This window comes from Sphingosinicella ginsenosidimutans (genome assembly GCF_007995055.1).
GTDB classification, from domain to species: Bacteria; Pseudomonadota; Alphaproteobacteria; order Sphingomonadales; family Sphingomonadaceae; genus Allosphingosinicella; species Allosphingosinicella ginsenosidimutans.
The window spans coordinates 920,658-938,566 of sequence record NZ_VOQQ01000001.1; the positions used below are offsets into that span (position 1 = coordinate 920,658).

Genomic DNA, 17,909 nt, shown 5'->3' on the forward strand with positions numbered 1-17,909 from the left:
AGGATCCCGAATGGCCAATAATTTCCTTCCGTCGCTCGCCCTCGTTTCGGCACTTGCCTTCGTGCCGGCGGCGAGCGCGGCGCTCGCGCCTGTGGACGTCAATTCCTATCGCGAGCTCGACCAGTTCATGACCGTGCTCGATCAGGTGAAGGCCAATTATGTCGATCGGGTGGACGATCAGACGCTGATCCGCGGCGCGATCGACGGGATGCTGGCCAGCCTCGATCCCCATTCCTCCTACATGGATGCGCGCGAATATCGGAACCTGATGACCACGACCGACGGCAATTATGGCGGCCTCGGCCTCACGGTCACGATGGACGACGGCGCGGTGAAGGTGATGGCGGCGACGCGCGGCACGCCTGCGGATCGCGCCGGGATCAAGCCGGGCGACTTCATCACCCATATCGACGGGCAGCTCTTCTACGGCGGAACGCTCGACGAGGCGGTCGATCGGATGCGCGGCAATCCGGGGACGAGCGTCCGGCTTACCATCGTGCGCCCAGGCCGCGAGCGCCCGTTCGACGTGAACATCACCCGCGCGATCATCGATATCCCGGCGGTGACCTCGTCGGTGCGCGACGGCGTCGGCATCCTTACCGTCAACACCTTCAGCCGGGTGACGACCGAAGGCACGCAGCGTGCGATCGCCGACATTCGCCGCCAGCTTGGCCACGATCCCTCGGGCTGGGTCCTCGATCTTCGCTCCAATCCGGGCGGGCTGCTCGATCAGGCGGTGAGCCTGTCGGACCTGTTCCTCGACAATGGCGAGATCGTGTCGCAGCGCGGCCGCAGGCCGACCGACATCGAGCGTTATTATGCCCATCCGGGCGATGCGACCAACGGCGCCCCGATCATCGTTCTCGTCGATGCCGGAACCGCGTCGGCAGCCGAGATCGTCGCCGGCGCGCTCCAGGACCATCGCCGCGCGCTCGTCATGGGCGAACGCAGCTTCGGCAAGGGATCGGTGCAGACGCTGATTCCGCTCGGCGACGGCACGACCGCGCTTCGCCTCACCACAGCGCGCTATTACACGCCCTCGGGCCGATCGGTGCAGGAAGGCGGGATCGCGCCGGACGTGCCGGTGCCGCAGCTCTCCGACCCCGATTATCGCAGCCGCACCTCGGTCCGCGAATCCGATCTGCGACGCCACCTCATCAACGAGAGCGGGATTCGCGACGACGTCCTCCAGTCTGATGACCGGCCGGATCCGCGCTTCGCCGCGACCGCCGAGCAGCTGCGCGAGCGTCATGTCGACGATTACCAGCTCGATTATGCGGTGCGAACGCTCGCCCGGCTCGCGCCGCAGGCGGCCCGCCCCGCCCAGACCGCGGCAGCGGCCGCGCCGCGCGGCGGCCGGCACTAGGGCGGGCCATGATCGACGGCAGCGGCCCCGGCGGACTTCGGCTCGCCAAGACCCTGAGCCTCGTCGTCCCGGCCTGTCTTCTCGCCGGGGCCTATGGCTTTCAATATGTCTGGGCGCATCTCTACCCGTGCGAGATGTGCTGGTGGCAGCGTTATGCCCATTTCGCGGCGGTCGCCTTCGCGCTCGCGGCGATCCTCGGCGGATCAGCGCTGCCCGATCGCGGCCGGTCGCTGGTCTGGCTGGCCGCACTCGCGATCCTGACGAGCGGCGGCATCGCCATCTATCATGCCGGCGTCGAGGCGCGGATCTTCACCGGCTTCACCCAGTGCACGTCGGTTTCGACCGCGAGCAACCCGGCCGATCTCTTGAACGACATCATGAACGCCCCGCTGGTGCGCTGCGACGAGATCCAGTGGTCGCTTTGGGGCGTGACGATGGCCGGGTGGAACGCGATCTTTTCCTGCCTTTCGGCGTTGGCGATCCTGTGGCTGAGCCTCAGACGATCCGCGCGCCTGATCGCGGCATGACCGCCCCCGGCTGGCGGCCGGCCGGCGCGCGCGCCGACGCCGAGGCGATGCTTCGCGTCGACCAGGCCGGCGAATATGGCGCGACGCGCATCTATGCCGGGCAGCTCAACGTGCTCGCCGGTCGCCCGGCGGGGCGCGCGATCGCCCATATGGCCGAGCAGGAAAAGCGCCATCTCGACCATTTCGACAAGATGGTCGCGGCGCGCGGCGTCCGCCCGACCGCGCTTCAGCCGATCTGGTCGATCGCCGGCTATGCGCTCGGCGCGGCGACGGCGCTGATGGGCCCGAAGGCGGCGATGGCCTGCACCGCGGCGATCGAGGACGAGATCGACCAGCATTATTCCGAGCAGCTCGAAGCGCTCGGCGACAGCGATCCGCCGCTCGCCGCCGCGATCGCCGATTTCCAGGCGGACGAGCGCGCCCATCGCGACGCCGCGATCGCCGCCGGCGCCGAGGAGACGATCGGCTATCCCGTGCTATATTCGGCCATCCGTGCGGGCTGCCGACTCGCGATCGAACTTTCGAAGAGGATCTGATCCATGCGTCTCGCGTCCCTTGCCATCGCCGCTCTGCTTCTCGTCCCGGCCGTCGCCTCGGCGCAGGACCGGCGGGAGCCGTCGCGCCCGGCGCCCGGGGCGGCCGGACCGGTCGAGCCGCGGATCAACCAGCTCATCATCTATGGCGACGATCCGTGCCCGCCGAGCACGGATAACGAGATCAACGTGTGCGCGCGCCTGCCCGAGGGCGACCGTTACCGGATTCCGCCCAACCTCAGGGACGATCCCAACGATGCGCGCCGCACCGCCTGGGCCAACGAGGCGATCGAGCTTTCCTATGTCGGACGCACCGGGACGGACAGCTGCTCGACGGTCGGCGGCGGCGGCTTCACCGGCTGCATGATGCAGATGATCAACGCCGCCCGCGCCGAACGCCGGAACAACGACCAGATCAACTGGGACGCGTTGATCCAGCAGGCCCGGGAGCAGCGGCTAGGTCGGATCGACGCGGCGGCGCGCGACGACGAGGGCGATGAGCATCCCAATTCGCGGGTGATCCACGAATCGGACCCGAACGCGCCGCAGCCCTAGGCGTCAGGCGGTTTCCAGCTCCGCGGCGACGGTTTCCTCGATCCAGCCGCCGCCGAGCACGCGGGTGCCCTCGTAGAGCACCGCCGCCTGCCCCGGCGCGACACCATATTCCGGTGATTCGAACAGCAGCCGCTCGCCGTCGAATCGTGCCGGTGCCGGCCGGGCGAGCGAGCGGACTTTCGCCGCGAGCCCTTCGCGCTGGTCCTCGCCGAGCCAGTTCACGCCGGAAAGCCGCGCCGCGCGGACGGCGAGCGCGCGCTTCGGCCCGACGACGACGCGCTGACTCTCCGGCTCGAGCCTCAGCACATAGAGCGGCTCCGGCTGGCCGCCGATCTCGAGCCCGCGACGCTGGCCCACCGTGAAGTGGATGAGGCCGCGATGGCGCCCGAGCACCTTGCCCGCGCGGTCGACGATCTCGCCGGGGCGCACGGCATCGGGGCGGACCTTTTCGACGACACGGGCATAATCGCCGTCCGGCACGAAGCAGATATCCTGGCTGTCGGGCTTGGCGGCGACCGGCAGGCGGATTTCGCGGGCGATGTCGCGCACCCTGTCCTTCGGCAAATGACCGAGCGGGAAGCGGAGGAATTCGAGCTGTTCGCGGGTCGTGGCGAACAGGAAGTAGCTCTGGTCGCGGGCGGGATCGGCGGCGCGATGGAGCTGCGGGCCGTCCGTCGTCGCGACGCGCCGCACATAATGGCCGGTCGCCAGGCAATCGGCGCCGAGATCGCGGGCGAAGCGCAAAAGATCGGTGAACTTCACCCCCTGGTTGCACGAGATGCAGGGCACGGGGGTGCGGCCGCGCGCATAATCGTCGGCGAAACGATCGATCACGCTGGTGCGGAACCGGCTTTCATAATCGAAGACATGGTGGGCGATGCCGATCCGCTCGGCGACGGCGCGTGCATCATGGATGTCGCGACCGGCGCAGCAGCTCTTGGCCCGCTCCACCGCGACGCCCTGGTCGTAAAGCTGGAGGGTGACGCCGATCACCTCCGCCCCCGTCCTCGCGGCAAGCGCGGCCACCACCGAGCTGTCGACGCCGCCCGACATGGCGACGACGATGCGCGCGCCCCTTGCGGGCCGGCCGAGCTGGAAATCCGCGTCCATAGGTCCTGCCAGATAGGGGCTGATGCGACCCACGGCCACCCCGGGGCCGAGGCTTTACCCCGCGTTCACCCTCTTTCGCTACTCCTGTCGCGCATGGACATGGCTTTCCTCCGCCGGGCCGAACGGATGCTCGACGAACGCCGCGCCGCGCCGCTGGATCATTCGATCCTGCTTGCGGCCATGGCGGCGGGGCAGAGCATTCGCGCCGGTTGCCCGCTGCCACAAGCGGCCGCGGAGGGCGCGATGGCGGAAGGAGACTCGATCGCGGAGATCGTCCTCGCCGGCCCCGGGTGGCGCCGGGCGGTTTCCGCGCAGCGGGGGAGTTTCAGCCGTGCCGAAGCGGGACGCCGGGTCAATGGCCTGTAAACCCCCTTCACCGCGTTGTTTACCTTGGCGTTTCAGCCTTCCTTCAACGCTCGGCCGCTACGGACGTGCACATGAAGGCGCGAGCAAGTGAGGCGTAGAGAGCAGTAGTAATGATCGAGAACCAGAAAATCCGCCCCGCCCAGGTCATCGGACCCCTTGGCGAGCCGCTGACCATCGAGTCGCTGCCGCCGGCATCGACGACTCGCTGGGTCGTGCGCCGCAAGGCGGAGGTCGTCTCGGCCGTCAATGGCGGACTGCTCAGCGTCGACGAGGCATGCGAACGCTATGGCCTCAGCCTCGAGGAATTCGCAAGCTGGCAGCGCGCGGTGGATCGCTCCGGAATGCCGGGCCTTCGCGTCACGCGTATCCAGCATTATCGCACGCTCTACGAGCGCCAGCAGAAATACTGAGCCGAGGAGGCTCGATCCCCCGATTCCTTTCCGCCCCGGAACAAAGCGCGCCACTGATGCGTCTTTGACCGAGTATGCGGCGCAGGCGCGCCCCAACGGTGAAGGAGGGAATCATGGGACTCATCATCTGGCTGATCATCGGCGGCGTCGTTGGCTGGCTGGCAAGCCTCGTCATGCGCACCGACGCGCAGCAGGGCATCTTTCTCAACATCATCGTGGGAATCGTCGGCGCGTTCATCGGCGGCCTGATCATGAACCGCGGCACGATCAACAATGCTGGTCTCAGCATCGAATCGTTCCTGGTCTCGCTGCTCGGCGCGATCGTGCTCCTCGCGATCGTCAACCTGTTCCGGCGCGGCTCGCTGCGCTAGGCGCCGCGCGGCCTCAGCGCCGCCCGGCGAACAGCCGGTATACCAGAAGGATGATGACCGCCCCGATCACCGCGGCCACGAAGCCGACGGCCTGACCGGGGCGGTACCAGCCGATCTGCTCGCCCAGGTAGCCGGCGACGATCGCCCCGCCCACGCCCAGGAGGACGGTGACGATGCAGCCGCTTGGCCCCTTGCCGGGGGTCAGCGCGCGGGCGATCAGGCCTGCGAAAAAGCCGACGAAAATCCATCCAAGCCAGCTGTGATTCGCGAGATAGGCGGTCATCGGCGACATTCTCCCCGGCGACCCCGGGGCGGCGCCGCTTCCATTCAGCATTGGTAAAGCGACGCGGAAGCTTGTAAAGGCCGGCGCGCGGCGGGCGGCCTCGGGGGAGGTACGCCCGCTAATTTCACTTGGCGCAAGTGATTTATTCATGTAATACAGCACTGGTTCAGGCTGCGGCTTGCCGCGTTGCAGAGTGGGGACGATGAAAGCGATGAACTTCGAAACGACCAAGTGGCGGCGCGATGCGCTCGACGACGTCATGGTCGACGACGAGACGCAGGCGCGGCGCAAGCGGCGGCGCAACATCATCATTGCGGCGATCGTCCTCGTCCTTGTCGCCATCGTTGCGGTCATGGCGCTCGGCGGACGCGGCGAAAAGGCCGCGGCGCCCCAGGCGCAGGCGGGCGACACCCTGCAGGCGGTCACCGTCGTCGCGCCGGGACGCCGCGAGATCGATCGGGTCATCACCGCCACCGGTTCGCTCGGCGCGCGCCGCGACATGCCGGTCGGCGTTCCAGGCAGCGGCGGCCAGATCGTCCGCGTGCTGGTGGAGCCGGGCCAGTGGGTCCGGGCCGGCCAGGTGCTCGCGGTCATCGATCGCAGCGTCCAGGCGCAGCAGGCGGCCCAGCAGGCGGCCTCGATCCAGGTCGCGCAGGCCGATCTCAGCCTCGCGCAGAACGAGCTCGATCGCGCCCAGGCCCTGGTGTCGCGCGGCTTCATCAGCCGCGCCGAGATCGATCAGAAGAGGTCGGCCCGCGACGCCGCCGCGGCGCGCGTCCGCGTCGCCCAGGCGCAGCTCGCCCAGACCCGCGCACAGATCGGCCAGCTCGACGTGCGCGCGCCGACCGCGGGGCTCGTCCTCACCCGCAATGTCGAGGCCGGCCAGGTCGTCGGGGCCGGTTCGCCCGCCCTGTTCCGGATCGCCAGCCAGGGCGAGATGGAGCTGCTCGCCCAGCTTTCGCAGGACGATCTGGCGCGGATCAGCGTCGGCACGCCGGCGCAGGTCACGCCGGTCGGCTCCACGCAGAGCTATGCCGGCCGCGTGTGGCAGGTGTCGCCGACCATCGATCCACAGACCCGGCAGGGCATGGCGCGGATCGCCATTCCCTATAATCGCGATCTTCGGCCGGGCGGCTTTGCCTCGGTCCAGATTCGCGCGGGCACGACCACTGCGCCCTTGCTTCCGCAATCGGCGATCCAGAGCGACGATCACGGCAATTTCGTCTTCATCGTCGATGCGAGCGGCACCGTCGTGCGCCGCAACGTCACGCTGGGCGAGGTGAGCGACCGGGGCGTTGCGATCCTCACCGGCCTCAACGGTGACGAGCATGTCGTCGCGATGGCGGGCGCCTTCCTCAATCCGGGCCAGAAGGTCCGGCCCGAGCTGGCGCGCGCATCGAGCGTGATGAACAGCGCCAACGCGAACTAGGGAGCGGTTTCGATGACGTTCCCCACCGCTGCGAGTGACAGGCCATGAGCTTTCGCAACATCTCCTCCTGGGCGATCCGCAACCCGGTGACCCCGATCGTCCTGTTCATGTTCCTGACGCTGGCCGGGCTGATCTCGTTCATGCGGATGCCGGTTTCGCTTCAGCCGGACATCGATTTCCCGATCGTGTGGGTCAACGTCTCGCAGCCCGGCGCCTCGCCGATCGAGATGGAGACGCAGGTCGCCCAGAAGATCGAGGCCGCCGCGCGCTCGATCCAGGGCGTCGAGGAGATCAACTCCACCGTCAGAGAGGGCAGCTCGACGACGGTCGTGCAGCTCGCCATCGGCACGCCGATCGATCGCGCGGTCGAGGACATGCGCGGCCAGATCGCGCAGATCCGTGGCGACCTTCCCGAGGGCATCCTGGAGCCCCAGGTCGGCCGCGCCGATACGACGAGCGACAACGACCTCGCCAATTTTGCGGCCGTCTCGACCGGCATGTCGCTGGAGCAGCTCAGCTGGTACGTCGACAACACCGTGTCGCGCGCCCTGCTCTCCGTGCCGGGCCTCGCCACGGTCGAGCGGACCGGCGGCGTGACTCGCGAGATCCGGGTCAATCTCGATCCGGTTCGCATGCAATCCTACGGGCTCACCGCGAGCCAGGTGAACCAGCAGCTGCGCGCCGCCAACCTCAACGCGGCCGGCGGTCGCGCCGAGATCGCCGGCAGCGAGCAGACCGTGCGCGTGCTCGGCAACGCGGCGAGCGCCTACCAGCTCAGCCAGACCCAGATCGCCGCGGGCGGCGGCCGCTCCATCAAGCTCGCCGACATCGCCGACGTGCGCGATCTTTATGCCGAGCAGCGCAGCTATGCGACGCAGGATGGCCAGCAGATCCTGAGCTTCAATTTCTCGCGCGCCAAGAACGAATCGGACGTCACCGTTTATGACGGCGCGGTCGCTGCCCTGCGGCAGATCGAGCACAACGATCCCCGCGTCCACTTCGTCGAGCTCAACAATTCGGTTCACTACGCCAAGGCGCAGTACAAGGCCGCGATGGAAGCGATGGTCGAGGGCGCGGTGCTCGCCGTCATCGTCGTCTTCATCTTCCTCCGCGATTGGCGGGCGACGGTCATTTCGGCGCTCGCGATCCCGCTCTCCGCGATCCCGACCTTCTGGTTCATGAGCCTGATGGGCTTCACGCTCAACCAGATGACGCTGCTCGCGCTGAGCCTCGTCGCCGGCGTGCTCGTCGACGATGCGATCGTGGAGATCGAGAATATCGTGCGCCACATGCGGATGGGCAAAACCGCCTATCAGGCCGCGATCGACGCGGCCGACGAGATCGGCCTCGCCGTGCTGGCGACCACCATGTCGATCGTCGCGGTCTTCTTCCCGGTCGGCCTGATGCCCGGCATCGCGGGCCAGTTCTTCAAGAATTTCGGCTTCACCGTGGTCGTCTCGGTGCTGCTCAGCCTCGCCGTCGCGCGTCTGATCACGCCGATGATCGCGGCCTATTTCCTGAAGGCCAAGGGCCAGGAGGCCCATGGCGAAGGCTGGCTCATGGACCGCTACATGGCGCTCCTCCAATGGACGTTGCGCTATCGCTGGGTCACGGTGGTCGCCGGAACGCTGTCCCTGGTCGCCACCGTATTCCTTCTGGCGATGCTGCCCCAGACCTTCCAGCCGCAGACCAATGCGGAACGAAGCGTCGTCAACATCACCATGCCGCCCGGCACGACGCTGGCCCAGACCGGCCGTGTCGCCCAGGAGGTCGAGCAGATCCTGCGCACGCAGCCCGAGGTCGATTCGATCACCCAGCGGGTTCGGGTCGGGACCGCCTATGTGGCCGCGCGCCTCAAGGCCGACCGCACCCGGACCAGCGTCGAGTTCGAACGCGCGCTGGCGCCGCGGCTGGCCCGGATTCCCGACGCCCGCGTCTCGTTCCGCTCGCAATTCGGCGGTCGCGACGTCGAAGTCACGCTTGGCGGCGAGGACCCGGCAGAGCTCCAGCAGGTCGCGAACCAGCTCGTCGCGCAAATGGGCTCGATCCGCGAGCTCACCGCGCCGCGGATCAGCGGCAACCTGCCGACGCCTGAGATCGTGATCCGGCCGCGGCTCGACCTTGCGGCAACGATGGGCGTCACCACGGCCGCGCTCAGCAACGCGATCCGCATCGCGACGCTCGGCGAGATCGACCAGAATACCGCCAAATTCTCGCTTTCGGACCGGCAGATCCCGATCCGCAGCGCGCTGGATCAGGATGCGCGTCAGCAGATGGCGACCATCCGCAACCTCCCGGTCCAGACCGCGACCGGCGGATCGGTGCCGCTCCATGTGGTGGCGGATATCGGCTTCGGCTCGGGCCCGAGCCAGATCGATCGCACCAACCAGATGCGCCAGATCACGATCGGTGCCGATCTGGCGCCGGGCGCGGTCACCAGCCAGGCCCGCGAGAAGATTCGCCAGCTGCCGATCATGCAGCACCTGCCGCCGGGCGTTCAGGAACTCGTCCTGGGCGAAGCCAAGTGGCAGGGCGAGCTGATCCAGAGCTTCATCATCGCGGTGCTGTCTGGCATCTTCCTGGTGTTCGCGGTGCTGGTGCTGCTCTACCGCCGCTTCCTGCCGCCGTTCGTGAACATGGGCTCCCTCCTGCTCGCGCCCCTGGGCGGCCTGCTCGCGCTGTGGATCGCCGGATGGCCGATCTCGCTGCCGGTCTATATCGGCCTGCTGATGCTGCTCGGCATCGTCGCGAAGAACTCGATCCTGCTGATCGATTTCGCGCTCGAGGAGATGGAGAAGGGCGTCGACAAGTTCACCGCGATCATGGACGCCGGGCACAAGCGGGCCCAGCCGATCGTGATGACCACCGTCGCCATGACCGCCGGCATGATCCCGACCGCCGCCTCGCTTTCGGGGGACTCGGCGTGGACCGCGCCGATGGGCCTCACGGTGATCGGCGGCCTGCTGTTGTCGACGCTCCTCACCCTCGTCCTCGTCCCGGGCACGTTCAGCCTGGCGCTCGGGGTCGAACAAAGGCTCGGGCCGAAGCTTCGCAAATGGTTCACCACCGGGGGCGCTCACGCCGAGCTTCCCGCGCTCCAGCCGGCGGAATAGCCGCGGATTTTGAACCTGCGCGCGCGCCGGCTATTGATCCGGCATGAGCGCGCGCACGGTTCCCTCCCCCCGTCCCGCCGGCAATGGCGGGCGGGGGATGCGCGCCTTCGCGACGTCGATGCTGGTCGCCTGTGCCGGCTTGTTCGCCTTGGCGAGCTATTTCATCGACGCCCATCCGGCCTGGGGCTTCGTCCGCGCCTTCGCCGAAGCGGGCCTGGTCGGCGGCATCGCCGACTGGTTCGCGGTGACGGCGCTGTTCCGCCATCCGCTCGGCCTGCCGATCCCGCACACGGCGATCATCCCCCGCAACAAGGACCGCATCGGCGACACGCTCGCCGCATTCCTGCGGACCAACTTCCTGACGCCGGCCGTCATCGCGCGACGGATGCAGGGCCTCGACGTCGCCGGCGCGATCGGCCGCTTCCTCTCCCGCCCGGCCGGCGAAGGGCGGCTTCGCGAGGGCGCATCCCGATTGCTCGCCGACATTCTCGAGGCGCTGGACGAGGAACAGCTCGGCGGGATGGTGAAGGGCGCAGTGGTCGCGCGGATGCTCAGCGTCGAAATCGCGCCATTGCTCGGCCAGACGCTCGAGGCCGCGATGACCGAGGATCGCCACGTTCCGATGGTCGACGCGATCGTCACCTGGACGGGGCGCACGCTCGACGCGAACGAAGACCTGATCCGCAAGATGGTCCATCAGCGCGCGGGCTGGATCCTCAGGATGGCGGGGCTCGACGAACGGCTTGCCGATGCGATCATGGAGGGGCTTCGCAAGCTCACCATCGACATGGCGATCGATCCCGATCACCCGCTGCGCGCCAAGGCCGAGGAGGGGCTGGCCCGGCTCGCAATCAATCTTCGCGACGATCCCGACACGCGCGCGCGCGTCGAGGAGTGGAAGAACGAGATGATCGGGAACAAGGCCGTCGGCGATTGGCTCGGTGGCCTGTGGGAGAAGAGCCGCGCCAGCCTGCTCAGGAGCGCGCGCGATCCCGACGCCGCGCTCGCCGGCAAGTTCGGCGATGCGTTGCGCCAGCTTGGGGAAACGCTGCAGACCGAACCGCGGCTCAAGTCGGCCATCAACCAGTTCGCCCGCCGCGCCGCAGCCGGGATCGCCGCTTCCTATGGCGACGGCATCGTCAAGCTCGTGTCGGAAACGGTCCGCGGCTGGGATACGGGGACGGTGACGGCGCGACTTGAAAATGCCGTCGGCCGCGATCTCCAATATATCCGGATCAACGGCACGCTGGTCGGCGGCCTCGTCGGCCTCGCCATCCACAGCGTCGAGCTGCTGGCATGAGCCCGGACGATGAATCGCTTCGCGAGATGGCGCGCAACCGTGGCTGCACGCTCGTCAAGTCGCGAGTCCGAACGCCTGGCCGCAAGGATTATGGGCGTTTCGGCCTCAAGGACGCGGCGACGGGCAAGGCGCTGTTCGGTTTCGGCAAGCGCGGCCTGACGGCGACGCCCGAGGATATCGAGACATTCCTTCGCGGTGGCGCAGCCGCGAGCTGGAAGGGCTCGATCCGCGCCGTTCCGCCCGGCCGCAGAACGCGGCGCGAGGCGGAGCCGGAAGCCGCGCCCAAACCCAAGCCCAAGGCCAAGGCCAAGCCGGCGCCCGCGCCAAAGCGCGCGATTCGGGAGGCGAGGCCGAAGGACAGCGCTGCGCTCGCCGGCCTCATCGCCGCGCTCGGCTATGAGGTCACCGAAGCCGACGTCCGTCGCCGGCTCGCCAGGCTGCGCAACGCAGGGCGGCCGACGCTCGTCGCGACGCTCGGGGAGGCGGTCGTCGGCTGCCTCACGCTCAGCATGATGGAGGTCCTTCACCGCCCCCGCCCCGTCGGCCGCATCTCGATGCTGGTGGTGAGTGAAGAGCAGCGTGGCGCCGGCATCGGCACGGACCTGGTCGCCGCGGCCGAGGCCTGGTTCGCCCGGGCGGGCTGCGGCCTTGTCGAGGTCACGAGCAATGTGAAGCGAAGCCGCGCCCACGCCTTCTACGAACGGCTCGGCTATGAGCGCACGAGCTACCGCTTCGCAAAGGCGGTGGCTTGACCGACGCGGCCGAGCGGAACGGCCTGCCGATCCGCACCTTCGCGGACGCGGAATCGTGGGAGGCCTGGCTTGCCGGCCAGCCACCGACGTCGCCCGGTCTCTGGCTCAAGCTCGCCAAAAAATCCGCCGGCCGGCCTTCGGTCACCAAGACTGAGGCGATCGATGGCGCACTGATCCACGGTTGGATCGACGGCCAGATTCATCCCTTCGATGAGCATTGGTGGCTGATTCGCTTCACACCGCGCACGCGGCGCAGCAAATGGTCGGCGAAGAATTGCAGGCGCGCGATCGAGCTGATCGCCCAGGGCCGAATGGCGCCGACGGGCCGCGCTGCGATCGACGCGGCCAGGGCCGATGGTCGCTGGGACCGGGCCTATGAATCGCAGGGCAATGCGGAGGTCCCCGACGATCTCGCCGCCGCCCTTGCGGCCGAGCCCGCGGCACGCGCTTTCTTCGAAACGCTGACCGGCGCCAATCGCTACGCGATCCTCTATCGCATCCAGGACGCGAAGAAGCCGGAGACCCGGGCGGCGCGAATCGAGAAGTTCGTCGCAATGTGCGCCCGCGGCGAGACGCTGCACCCGAAGCGCTAGCCGTCGCCGACGCGCTCGATATCGGCCCCGACGGCGCTCAATTTCTCCTCAAGGCGCTCATAGCCGCGATCGAGATGGTAGACGCGGTTGACCTGGGTCTCGCCGCGCGCTGCGAGGCCGGCGAGCACCAGGCTCATCGAGGCGCGAAGATCGGTCGCCATCACCGGCGCGCCGACCAGATGATCGACCCCGCGCACCACCGCGGACCGGCCGCGAACCTCGATATCGGCGCCCATCCGGCTGAGCTCCGGCACATGCATGTAGCGATTTTCGAAGATCGTCTCGGTGAGCAGGCTGGTGCCGTCGGCGAGCGCGAGCATCGCCATGAACTGCGCCTGCATGTCGGTCGGAAAGGCTGGAAAGGGCGCGGTCGACAGCGACAACGGCTTCGTTGCGCCATTGGCCGTCACCCTGATTCCGTCGCCCAGCTGCTCGACCGTGCCGCCGGCGTCGCGCAGGCCGGCCAGGATGGCGTGCATCGAATCGCCGTCGGCGCCGACCAGCTCGAGCGAACCACCGGTGATCATCGCCGCGCAGGCATAGCTCCCCGCCTCGATCCGGTCGGGCATGACCCGATAGGTCGCGCCGTGCAGCTTCTCGACCCCCTCGATCGTCAGCGTGTCGCTCCTGAGGCCGGTGATCCGGGCGCCCATGGCGTTGAGGCACATGGCGAGATCGGTAATCTCCGGCTCGCGCGCCGCATTTTCGATGACGGTCGTACCCTTCGCGAGCACCGCGGCCATCAACGCATTTTCGGTCGCGCCGACCGAGACGACGGGGAAGCTGATCGTGCCGCCGACAAGGCCGCCCTTCGGTGCCGTCGCCTTCACGTAGCCCGCAGCGAGCTCGATCTCCGCGCCGAGCGCCTGGAGCGCCTTCAAATGAAGATCGATCGGCCGGTTGCCGATCGCGCATCCGCCGGGCAGCGACACCGTCGCCTCGCCCGCCCGCGCGAGGATCGGGCCGAGCACCAGGATCGAGGCGCGCATCTTGCGGACCATGTCATAGGGCGCGACCGTGGAGACGAGGTTCGCGGCCTTCATCGTCATCACCCGGCCGGCCACCGAATCGGTCTTCGCCCCCTTCACCATCGTCGACACGCCGAGCTGGTTCAAAAGGTGCATGAAGCTGTCGACGTCGGCGAGGCGCGGCAGGTTCTGCAGCTCCAGGATCTCGTCGGTCAGCAAGGCGCAGGGCATCAGCGTCAACGCCGCATTCTTCGCGCCGGAGATGGGGATGCGGCCGTTCAGCGGCGTGCCGCCGCGAATGAGGATCTTGTCCATGGTTGGTTCTTAGGAGGTTCCGTGGGCCAGGCAATCCTCCCTGTCGCCGAAGGCGATGGGGAGGCGGACCGCTCGAAGACCGGTGGAGGGGTTTCGGCGCGGAGAGCCCCCACCATGCTTCGCATGGTCCCCCTCCCGATGAGCTGCGCTCATAGGAAGGGCCAGAAGTAGAGCATCACGCCTTTTCGAGCGTGCACTGCAGCGGGTGCTGATTCTGCCGCGCGAAATCGATCACCTGCGCGACCTTGGTCTCGGCCACTTCATAGGGGAAGATGCCGCACACGCCGACGCCACGCTGGTGGACATGGAGCATCACCCGCGTCGCATCCTCGATGTTCATCTTGAAGAAGGACTGGAGCACCTGAACGACGAACTCCATCGGCGTGTAATCGTCGTTCAGCATCAGCACCTTGTACGGCGACGGGGTGCGGGTTCGCGTGCGGGTCTTGGTGGCGACGCCGAGGCCGGTATCGCCCCCGTCGCCACGATCCGCATCGCCCGCGTGAATTGGTCTCACCATTTCGTCCATGTCCGCGATAAATATGGCAAGGGCCGGGCGCGCCGCAAGAGGCGAGCGGCCGACGGGTAGGGCGGACCGCCCGGCCCGGCGCAGATACGCAAAGGCGGCCCGCCGTCGCCGACGAGCCGCCTTGTCCGACAGGCGAACGGGCGACCGGCCCGTCCGCAAAATATCAGGCCGCGAGCGTCTTCACGCGCTCGGCGGCGACCGCGTAGCGGCTGGTGATCGGCTCGGCGACCTCGCCGGCAATCTTCAGCATCGCCTCGCTGACGCGGGCCGTCTCGGCGACCGCGGCGTCGAAGGCGCTACGGGCATAGTCGCCCTGCAGCTTGAAGAAGTCGGCGGGCGACTTCACTTCCGAGAAGTTGCGAAGCGCGGCCGAGGCTTCCTCGAAGCTCTTGCGGCCATATTCCGCGGCGTCCTGGCTCAGCGTCTCGGCGCCCTTGGCTGCGACCTTCGAGGACGCGACGAGCGCCTCGACATTGCCGCGGGTCAGGTCGGCGAATTCCTCGACGAGCTTGCTGCCCTTTTCGAAAGCGGCCTTGGCGCGCTCGCTGACGTCGCCAAAGGCATTCTTGATCTGATCGGCGTTGAACGCCGACGCGGTGTTGGTCTTGGTGGCCATTTCAACTGCTCCTTGAATTTCCTGAATCACCTGATCCGCGCCGGCCGTGGCCGGCGGCTCGATCTGCTGCGCAACCGCCGCTGCGGGGGCCGGCTTCGCGGCTCCGGTCTTGGCACCTGGAACGGCGGCTTTTGGCTCCGACATGGCGAAACTCCAATGTTGCAGTGCAGCAAATAGGCGCGACCGATGCGGATTGCAAGCAGAATTTGTGCAGTGCAACAAGAGCGCCATCGGCGCGCCTCGCGGCGGCAACGGCTCGTCGCCGGAAAGCCTGTCAGCGCGTCTTCACATAGGTGCCGGGCGCGTCCTCGATCGCCTTCAGCTTCCCCTTGCCGGGGACGCGCGCGCCCCTTGCCGGGACCTGCCGGCCGCCATGGCCCTGGATCCAGGCGCGCCAGTCGGGCCACCAGCTGCCTTTCGTCTCCTTCGCGCCGGCGACGAACTCTTCGAGCGTCCCCACCTTCGCCTCATTGGTCCAATACTGGTATTTGCCGGCCTCGGGCGGGTTGACGACGCCGGCGATATGGCCGGAGCCGGCGAGAACGAAGCGCAGCGGCCCGGCGAAATGGTGGGTGATCTTCCACACGCTCTGCGGCGGCGCGATATGATCCTCGCGGCCCGCCTGGACATAAGCCGGCGTGCGGACCTGGCCGAGATCGATCGGCGTCCCGTCGATCGTCAGCCCGCCGGGCCGGGCAAGCCGGTTCTCCCGATAGAATTGCTGCAGATAGGCGCGGTGCCACACCGCCGGCAGGTTGGTCGTGTCGCCATTCCAGTGGAGCAGATCGAACTGCGGATATTCCTCGCCCAGCAGATAGTTGCTGGTGACATAGTTCCAGATGAGATCGCGGCCGCGCAGCAGGTTGAAGGTCGCGGCCATGTAGCGCCCGTCGAGATAGCCCTTGTCGGCGGAAAGCTGGCGGATCACCTCCATCTGCTCGTCGCCCAGGAAGAAGCGCAGGTCCCCGGCCTCGGTGAAATCGACCTGGGCGGTGAAGAAGGTCGCGCTCGCCACCTTGTCCGCCTCCCCGCGCGCGGCGAGCAGCGCGAGCGTCGCCGCCAGCATCGTCCCGGCCACGCAATAGCCGATCGCATGGACGCTCTCGACGCCAAGCCCCTCGCGGATCGCGTCGATCGCCTCGATCTGGGCGAGCACATAATCGTCGATGGTCGCGTCGGCGATGCTTTCGTCGGCCGATTTCCACGACACGACGAAGACGGTCAGCCCCTGCCCCACCGCCCAGCGGATGAAGCTTTTCTTCGGGTTGAGATCGAGGATGTAATAGCGGTTGATCCAGGGCGGGAAGATGACGAGCGGGGTCTCAAGCACCGTCTCGGTCGTCGGTGCATATTGGATGAGCTGCCAGAGCTTCGTCTGCGCGACGACCTTGCCCGGTGTGGTGGCGATGTTGCGGCCGACCTCGAACGCCTCCGGGTCGCTGTGGGTGAGCTGTCCCCTGGTGAGGTCGTGGAGCATATGCTCCAGCCCGGCGAGCAGGCTTTCGCCACGGGTCTCGATCGCGCGTTCGATCACCTGCGGGTTGGTGAGCGCGAAATTGGAGGGCGCCATCGCGTCGACGAAGGCGCGGGTCATGAAGCGCAGCTTGCTCCGCGTCGCCTCGTCGATCCCCTCGATCGCATCGACCGAGCCGAGCAGGCGGTCCGAAACCAGGAGGTAGGTCTGCCGGATCGTGTCGAACAGCGGATTGTCGCGCCACTCCTTCGCCGCGAAGCGCCGGTCGCGGTCCGCCTTTTCTGCGAGCGCGGCGACATCGGGCGCCGCCTCGCCGCCAAGCGCGCGCTGCCAGACGGCGAGCCCGTCGGTCCACAGCCTTGTCTGCTGGCGGATCAGCTCGCCGGGATCGGCAACCGGCGCGGCCCATCCGAACAGCGTTCTGGCGAGCTCGTCCGGCGCGCGCGTCGCCTGCTCCATGCCCTGGGCCGCGAAATGTTCGAGCATCATCTGCTGGGCGCGGCCCATCACCCAGGTCCAGTGCTGGAGATCCTCCAGGCTGGGCGTCGGGATCGGCGCGGCGGGCGTGTCCTCGTGCGGCGAGTCGGGCATGAATCTCTCCTGCCGCCAGACTAGGGGGGGAATGCCCGGAATGAAACGGCGTCAGTCGACCAGCGCGAAGGCCCGGACGGGAAAGGTGCCCATGCCGATGATTTTCGGTGGCGCGGCGGTGAACGAAAAGTCGGCCTCGGGAAGCGCGGCGAGATTGGTCATATGCTCGCAGATCGGCACGCCGGCGCCGAGCAGGATCGTGTGGACGGGACGGGCGCGGCGCGTCGTGTCGTCGATATTGTGGCTGTCGATGCCGATGAGCGCGGCGCCGCGTTCGACAAGGAGCCGCGCCGCCGCCTCGGTGAGAAAGGGATGGCCGCTCTGATAGGCCTCGGTGCGCCAGTGGCGGTCCCAGCCGGTGTGGATCAGCACCGCCTTGCCGGCGACGTCGAGCGGGTCGAGCAAATCGGCGTCGATCGCGGTCGCCTCCGCGCGGACGACGAGGCCGGGGAGCACGGCGATCCGCTCAAGCGCGAGGCCGGCGAGATCGTCTCCGTCCGCGAAGCGGTGGAACGGCGCGTCGAGATAGGTGCCGGTGTTGGCGACCATGTCGATCCGGCCGATCTGGAAGGTCGAGCCGTCGTCATAATGCGCGGCGCTCGCCTCGCGCGACCAATAGTCGCAGATATGTGGCCCCGGCAGACCCTTGTAGGTGGTCATGCCGTCCTCGATCACATGGCTGAGCTCGATGAGCCTACGGGTCATGCG

The 17,909-nt window shown here is 67.9% G+C and carries 19 protein-coding genes; 12 read left to right on the forward strand and 7 right to left on the reverse strand.

Annotation, left to right across the window (positions count from 1 at the left end):
* The first annotated feature begins 10 nt into the window (after window positions 1-10).
* Genes FRZ32_RS04470 through FRZ32_RS04485 form a run of 4 tightly spaced genes read left to right on the forward strand, consistent with a single transcriptional unit; the run spans window position 11 to window position 2,981 of the window.
* The gene (locus tag FRZ32_RS04470; RefSeq protein ID WP_147042388.1) at window positions 11-1,366 is read left to right on the forward strand and encodes a S41 family peptidase; all 1,356 of its coding nucleotides are present in this window, start codon (window positions 11-13) and stop codon (window positions 1,364-1,366) included.
* Between the two features lie 8 nt (window positions 1,367-1,374).
* Window positions 1,375-1,893, forward strand: coding sequence for a disulfide bond formation protein B (locus tag FRZ32_RS04475; protein ID WP_147042389.1), 519 nt, complete (start codon window positions 1,375-1,377; stop codon window positions 1,891-1,893).
* The gene (locus FRZ32_RS04480) at window positions 1,890-2,429 is read left to right on the forward strand and encodes a demethoxyubiquinone hydroxylase family protein (protein WP_243445332.1); all 540 of its coding nucleotides are present in this window, start codon (window positions 1,890-1,892) and stop codon (window positions 2,427-2,429) included. Before FRZ32_RS04475 ends, FRZ32_RS04480 begins: the two co-directional genes overlap by 4 nt.
* Window positions 2,430-2,432: 3 nt before the next feature.
* Complete coding sequence (locus FRZ32_RS04485; protein ID WP_147042390.1) at window positions 2,433-2,981, forward strand: hypothetical protein; 549 nt, start codon at window positions 2,433-2,435, stop codon at window positions 2,979-2,981.
* Window positions 2,982-2,984: 3 nt separating this feature from the next.
* Here FRZ32_RS04485 and mnmA read toward each other — a convergent pair whose 3' ends face one another.
* A complete protein-coding gene (mnmA, locus tag FRZ32_RS04490; protein ID WP_147042391.1) occupies window positions 2,985-4,091 on the reverse strand; it encodes a tRNA 2-thiouridine(34) synthase MnmA in 1,107 nt (368 codons plus the stop codon).
* A 93-nt stretch (window positions 4,092-4,184) separates the two neighbouring features.
* Here mnmA and FRZ32_RS04495 point away from each other — a divergent pair, with 93 nt between their 5' ends.
* The 3 genes from FRZ32_RS04495 (at window position 4,185) to FRZ32_RS04505 (ending at window position 5,238) form a co-directional block, all read left to right on the forward strand.
* Complete coding sequence (locus FRZ32_RS04495; protein ID WP_158635830.1) at window positions 4,185-4,457, forward strand: hypothetical protein; 273 nt, start codon at window positions 4,185-4,187, stop codon at window positions 4,455-4,457.
* Window positions 4,458-4,567: 110 nt separating this feature from the next.
* Window positions 4,568-4,867 carry a CtrA inhibitor SciP gene (sciP, locus tag FRZ32_RS04500; protein WP_147042393.1) on the forward strand — a complete coding sequence of 100 codons (300 nt, stop codon included), beginning with the start codon at window positions 4,568-4,570 and terminating at the stop codon, window positions 4,865-4,867.
* A gap of 113 nt (window positions 4,868-4,980) precedes the next feature.
* Window positions 4,981-5,238, forward strand: coding sequence for a GlsB/YeaQ/YmgE family stress response membrane protein (locus FRZ32_RS04505; protein ID WP_147042394.1), 258 nt, complete (start codon window positions 4,981-4,983; stop codon window positions 5,236-5,238).
* Window positions 5,239-5,251: 13 nt separating this feature from the next.
* Here FRZ32_RS04505 and FRZ32_RS04510 read toward each other — a convergent pair whose 3' ends face one another.
* Window positions 5,252-5,521, reverse strand: a complete 270-nt coding sequence (locus FRZ32_RS04510; RefSeq protein WP_147042395.1) for a GlsB/YeaQ/YmgE family stress response membrane protein — start codon at window positions 5,519-5,521, stop codon at window positions 5,252-5,254.
* A 211-nt stretch (window positions 5,522-5,732) separates the two neighbouring features.
* Here FRZ32_RS04510 and FRZ32_RS04515 point away from each other — a divergent pair, with 211 nt between their 5' ends.
* The 5 genes from FRZ32_RS04515 to FRZ32_RS15520 are packed head-to-tail and all read left to right on the forward strand — an operon-like array spanning window position 5,733 to window position 12,708.
* On the forward strand, window positions 5,733-6,950 hold the full coding sequence (locus tag FRZ32_RS04515) for an efflux RND transporter periplasmic adaptor subunit (RefSeq protein ID WP_147044324.1): 1,218 nt from the start codon (window positions 5,733-5,735) through the stop codon (window positions 6,948-6,950).
* A 44-nt stretch (window positions 6,951-6,994) separates the two neighbouring features.
* The gene (locus FRZ32_RS04520; protein WP_147042396.1) at window positions 6,995-10,063 is read left to right on the forward strand and encodes an efflux RND transporter permease subunit; all 3,069 of its coding nucleotides are present in this window, start codon (window positions 6,995-6,997) and stop codon (window positions 10,061-10,063) included.
* Window positions 10,064-10,106: 43 nt separating this feature from the next.
* Window positions 10,107-11,363, forward strand: a complete 1,257-nt coding sequence (locus FRZ32_RS04525; protein ID WP_243445187.1) for a DUF445 domain-containing protein — start codon at window positions 10,107-10,109, stop codon at window positions 11,361-11,363.
* The gene (locus FRZ32_RS04530; protein WP_147042397.1) at window positions 11,360-12,115 is read left to right on the forward strand and encodes a GNAT family N-acetyltransferase; all 756 of its coding nucleotides are present in this window, start codon (window positions 11,360-11,362) and stop codon (window positions 12,113-12,115) included. The genes FRZ32_RS04525 and FRZ32_RS04530 overlap by 4 nt, the downstream gene beginning before the upstream one ends.
* Complete coding sequence (locus FRZ32_RS15520; RefSeq protein WP_147042398.1) at window positions 12,112-12,708, forward strand: YdeI/OmpD-associated family protein; 597 nt, start codon at window positions 12,112-12,114, stop codon at window positions 12,706-12,708. Before FRZ32_RS04530 ends, FRZ32_RS15520 begins: the two co-directional genes overlap by 4 nt.
* On the opposite strand, the gene murA is transcribed toward FRZ32_RS15520, so the two are convergent.
* From murA to FRZ32_RS04560, 5 genes are all read right to left on the reverse strand, one after another.
* Complete coding sequence (murA, locus tag FRZ32_RS04540) at window positions 12,705-13,991, reverse strand: UDP-N-acetylglucosamine 1-carboxyvinyltransferase (protein WP_147042399.1); 1,287 nt, start codon at window positions 13,989-13,991, stop codon at window positions 12,705-12,707. The two genes, FRZ32_RS15520 and murA, sit on opposite strands and share 4 nt — an antisense overlap.
* 175 nt (window positions 13,992-14,166) lie before the next feature.
* Window positions 14,167-14,511, reverse strand: coding sequence for an ATP-dependent Clp protease adapter ClpS (clpS, locus tag FRZ32_RS04545; protein ID WP_147042400.1), 345 nt, complete (start codon window positions 14,509-14,511; stop codon window positions 14,167-14,169).
* 172 nt (window positions 14,512-14,683) lie between these two features.
* The gene (locus FRZ32_RS04550) at window positions 14,684-15,367 is read right to left on the reverse strand and encodes a phasin family protein (protein WP_147042401.1); all 684 of its coding nucleotides are present in this window, start codon (window positions 15,365-15,367) and stop codon (window positions 14,684-14,686) included.
* Between the two features lie 43 nt (window positions 15,368-15,410).
* Window positions 15,411-17,201 carry a PHA/PHB synthase family protein gene (locus tag FRZ32_RS04555; RefSeq protein ID WP_147042402.1) on the reverse strand — a complete coding sequence of 597 codons (1,791 nt, stop codon included), beginning with the start codon at window positions 17,199-17,201 and terminating at the stop codon, window positions 15,411-15,413.
* Between the two features lie 51 nt (window positions 17,202-17,252).
* Window positions 17,253-17,906, reverse strand: coding sequence for a cyclase family protein (locus FRZ32_RS04560; RefSeq protein WP_147042403.1), 654 nt, complete (start codon window positions 17,904-17,906; stop codon window positions 17,253-17,255).
* Window positions 17,907-17,909 lie beyond the last annotated feature (3 nt).

Bases quoted from the DNA above. Each gene is read 5' to 3' on its own strand.
- FRZ32_RS04470 (WP_147042388.1), top strand. From the start codon at position 11: ATGGCCAATAATTTCCTTCCGTCGCTCGCCCTCGTTTCGGCACTTGCC.
- FRZ32_RS04475 (WP_147042389.1), top strand. From the start codon at position 1,375: ATGATCGACGGCAGCGGCCCCGGCGGACTTCGGCTCGCCAAGACCCTG.
- FRZ32_RS04480 (WP_243445332.1), top strand. From the start codon at position 1,890: ATGACCGCCCCCGGCTGGCGGCCGGCCGGCGCGCGCGCCGACGCCGAG.
- FRZ32_RS04485 (WP_147042390.1), top strand. From the start codon at position 2,433: ATGCGTCTCGCGTCCCTTGCCATCGCCGCTCTGCTTCTCGTCCCGGCC.
- mnmA (WP_147042391.1), bottom strand. From the start codon at position 4,091: ATGGACGCGGATTTCCAGCTCGGCCGGCCCGCAAGGGGCGCGCGCATC.
- FRZ32_RS04495 (WP_158635830.1), top strand. From the start codon at position 4,185: ATGGACATGGCTTTCCTCCGCCGGGCCGAACGGATGCTCGACGAACGC.
- sciP (WP_147042393.1), top strand. From the start codon at position 4,568: ATGATCGAGAACCAGAAAATCCGCCCCGCCCAGGTCATCGGACCCCTT.
- FRZ32_RS04505 (WP_147042394.1), top strand. From the start codon at position 4,981: ATGGGACTCATCATCTGGCTGATCATCGGCGGCGTCGTTGGCTGGCTG.
- FRZ32_RS04510 (WP_147042395.1), bottom strand. From the start codon at position 5,521: ATGACCGCCTATCTCGCGAATCACAGCTGGCTTGGATGGATTTTCGTC.
- FRZ32_RS04515 (WP_147044324.1), top strand. From the start codon at position 5,733: ATGAACTTCGAAACGACCAAGTGGCGGCGCGATGCGCTCGACGACGTC.
- FRZ32_RS04520 (WP_147042396.1), top strand. From the start codon at position 6,995: ATGAGCTTTCGCAACATCTCCTCCTGGGCGATCCGCAACCCGGTGACC.
- FRZ32_RS04525 (WP_243445187.1), top strand. From the start codon at position 10,107: ATGAGCGCGCGCACGGTTCCCTCCCCCCGTCCCGCCGGCAATGGCGGG.
- FRZ32_RS04530 (WP_147042397.1), top strand. From the start codon at position 11,360: ATGAGCCCGGACGATGAATCGCTTCGCGAGATGGCGCGCAACCGTGGC.
- murA (WP_147042399.1), bottom strand. From the start codon at position 13,991: ATGGACAAGATCCTCATTCGCGGCGGCACGCCGCTGAACGGCCGCATC.
- clpS (WP_147042400.1), bottom strand. From the start codon at position 14,511: ATGGTGAGACCAATTCACGCGGGCGATGCGGATCGTGGCGACGGGGGC.
- FRZ32_RS04550 (WP_147042401.1), bottom strand. From the start codon at position 15,367: ATGGCGCTCTTGTTGCACTGCACAAATTCTGCTTGCAATCCGCATCGG.
- FRZ32_RS04555 (WP_147042402.1), bottom strand. From the start codon at position 17,201: ATGCCCGACTCGCCGCACGAGGACACGCCCGCCGCGCCGATCCCGACG.
- FRZ32_RS04560 (WP_147042403.1), bottom strand. From the start codon at position 17,906: ATGACCCGTAGGCTCATCGAGCTCAGCCATGTGATCGAGGACGGCATG.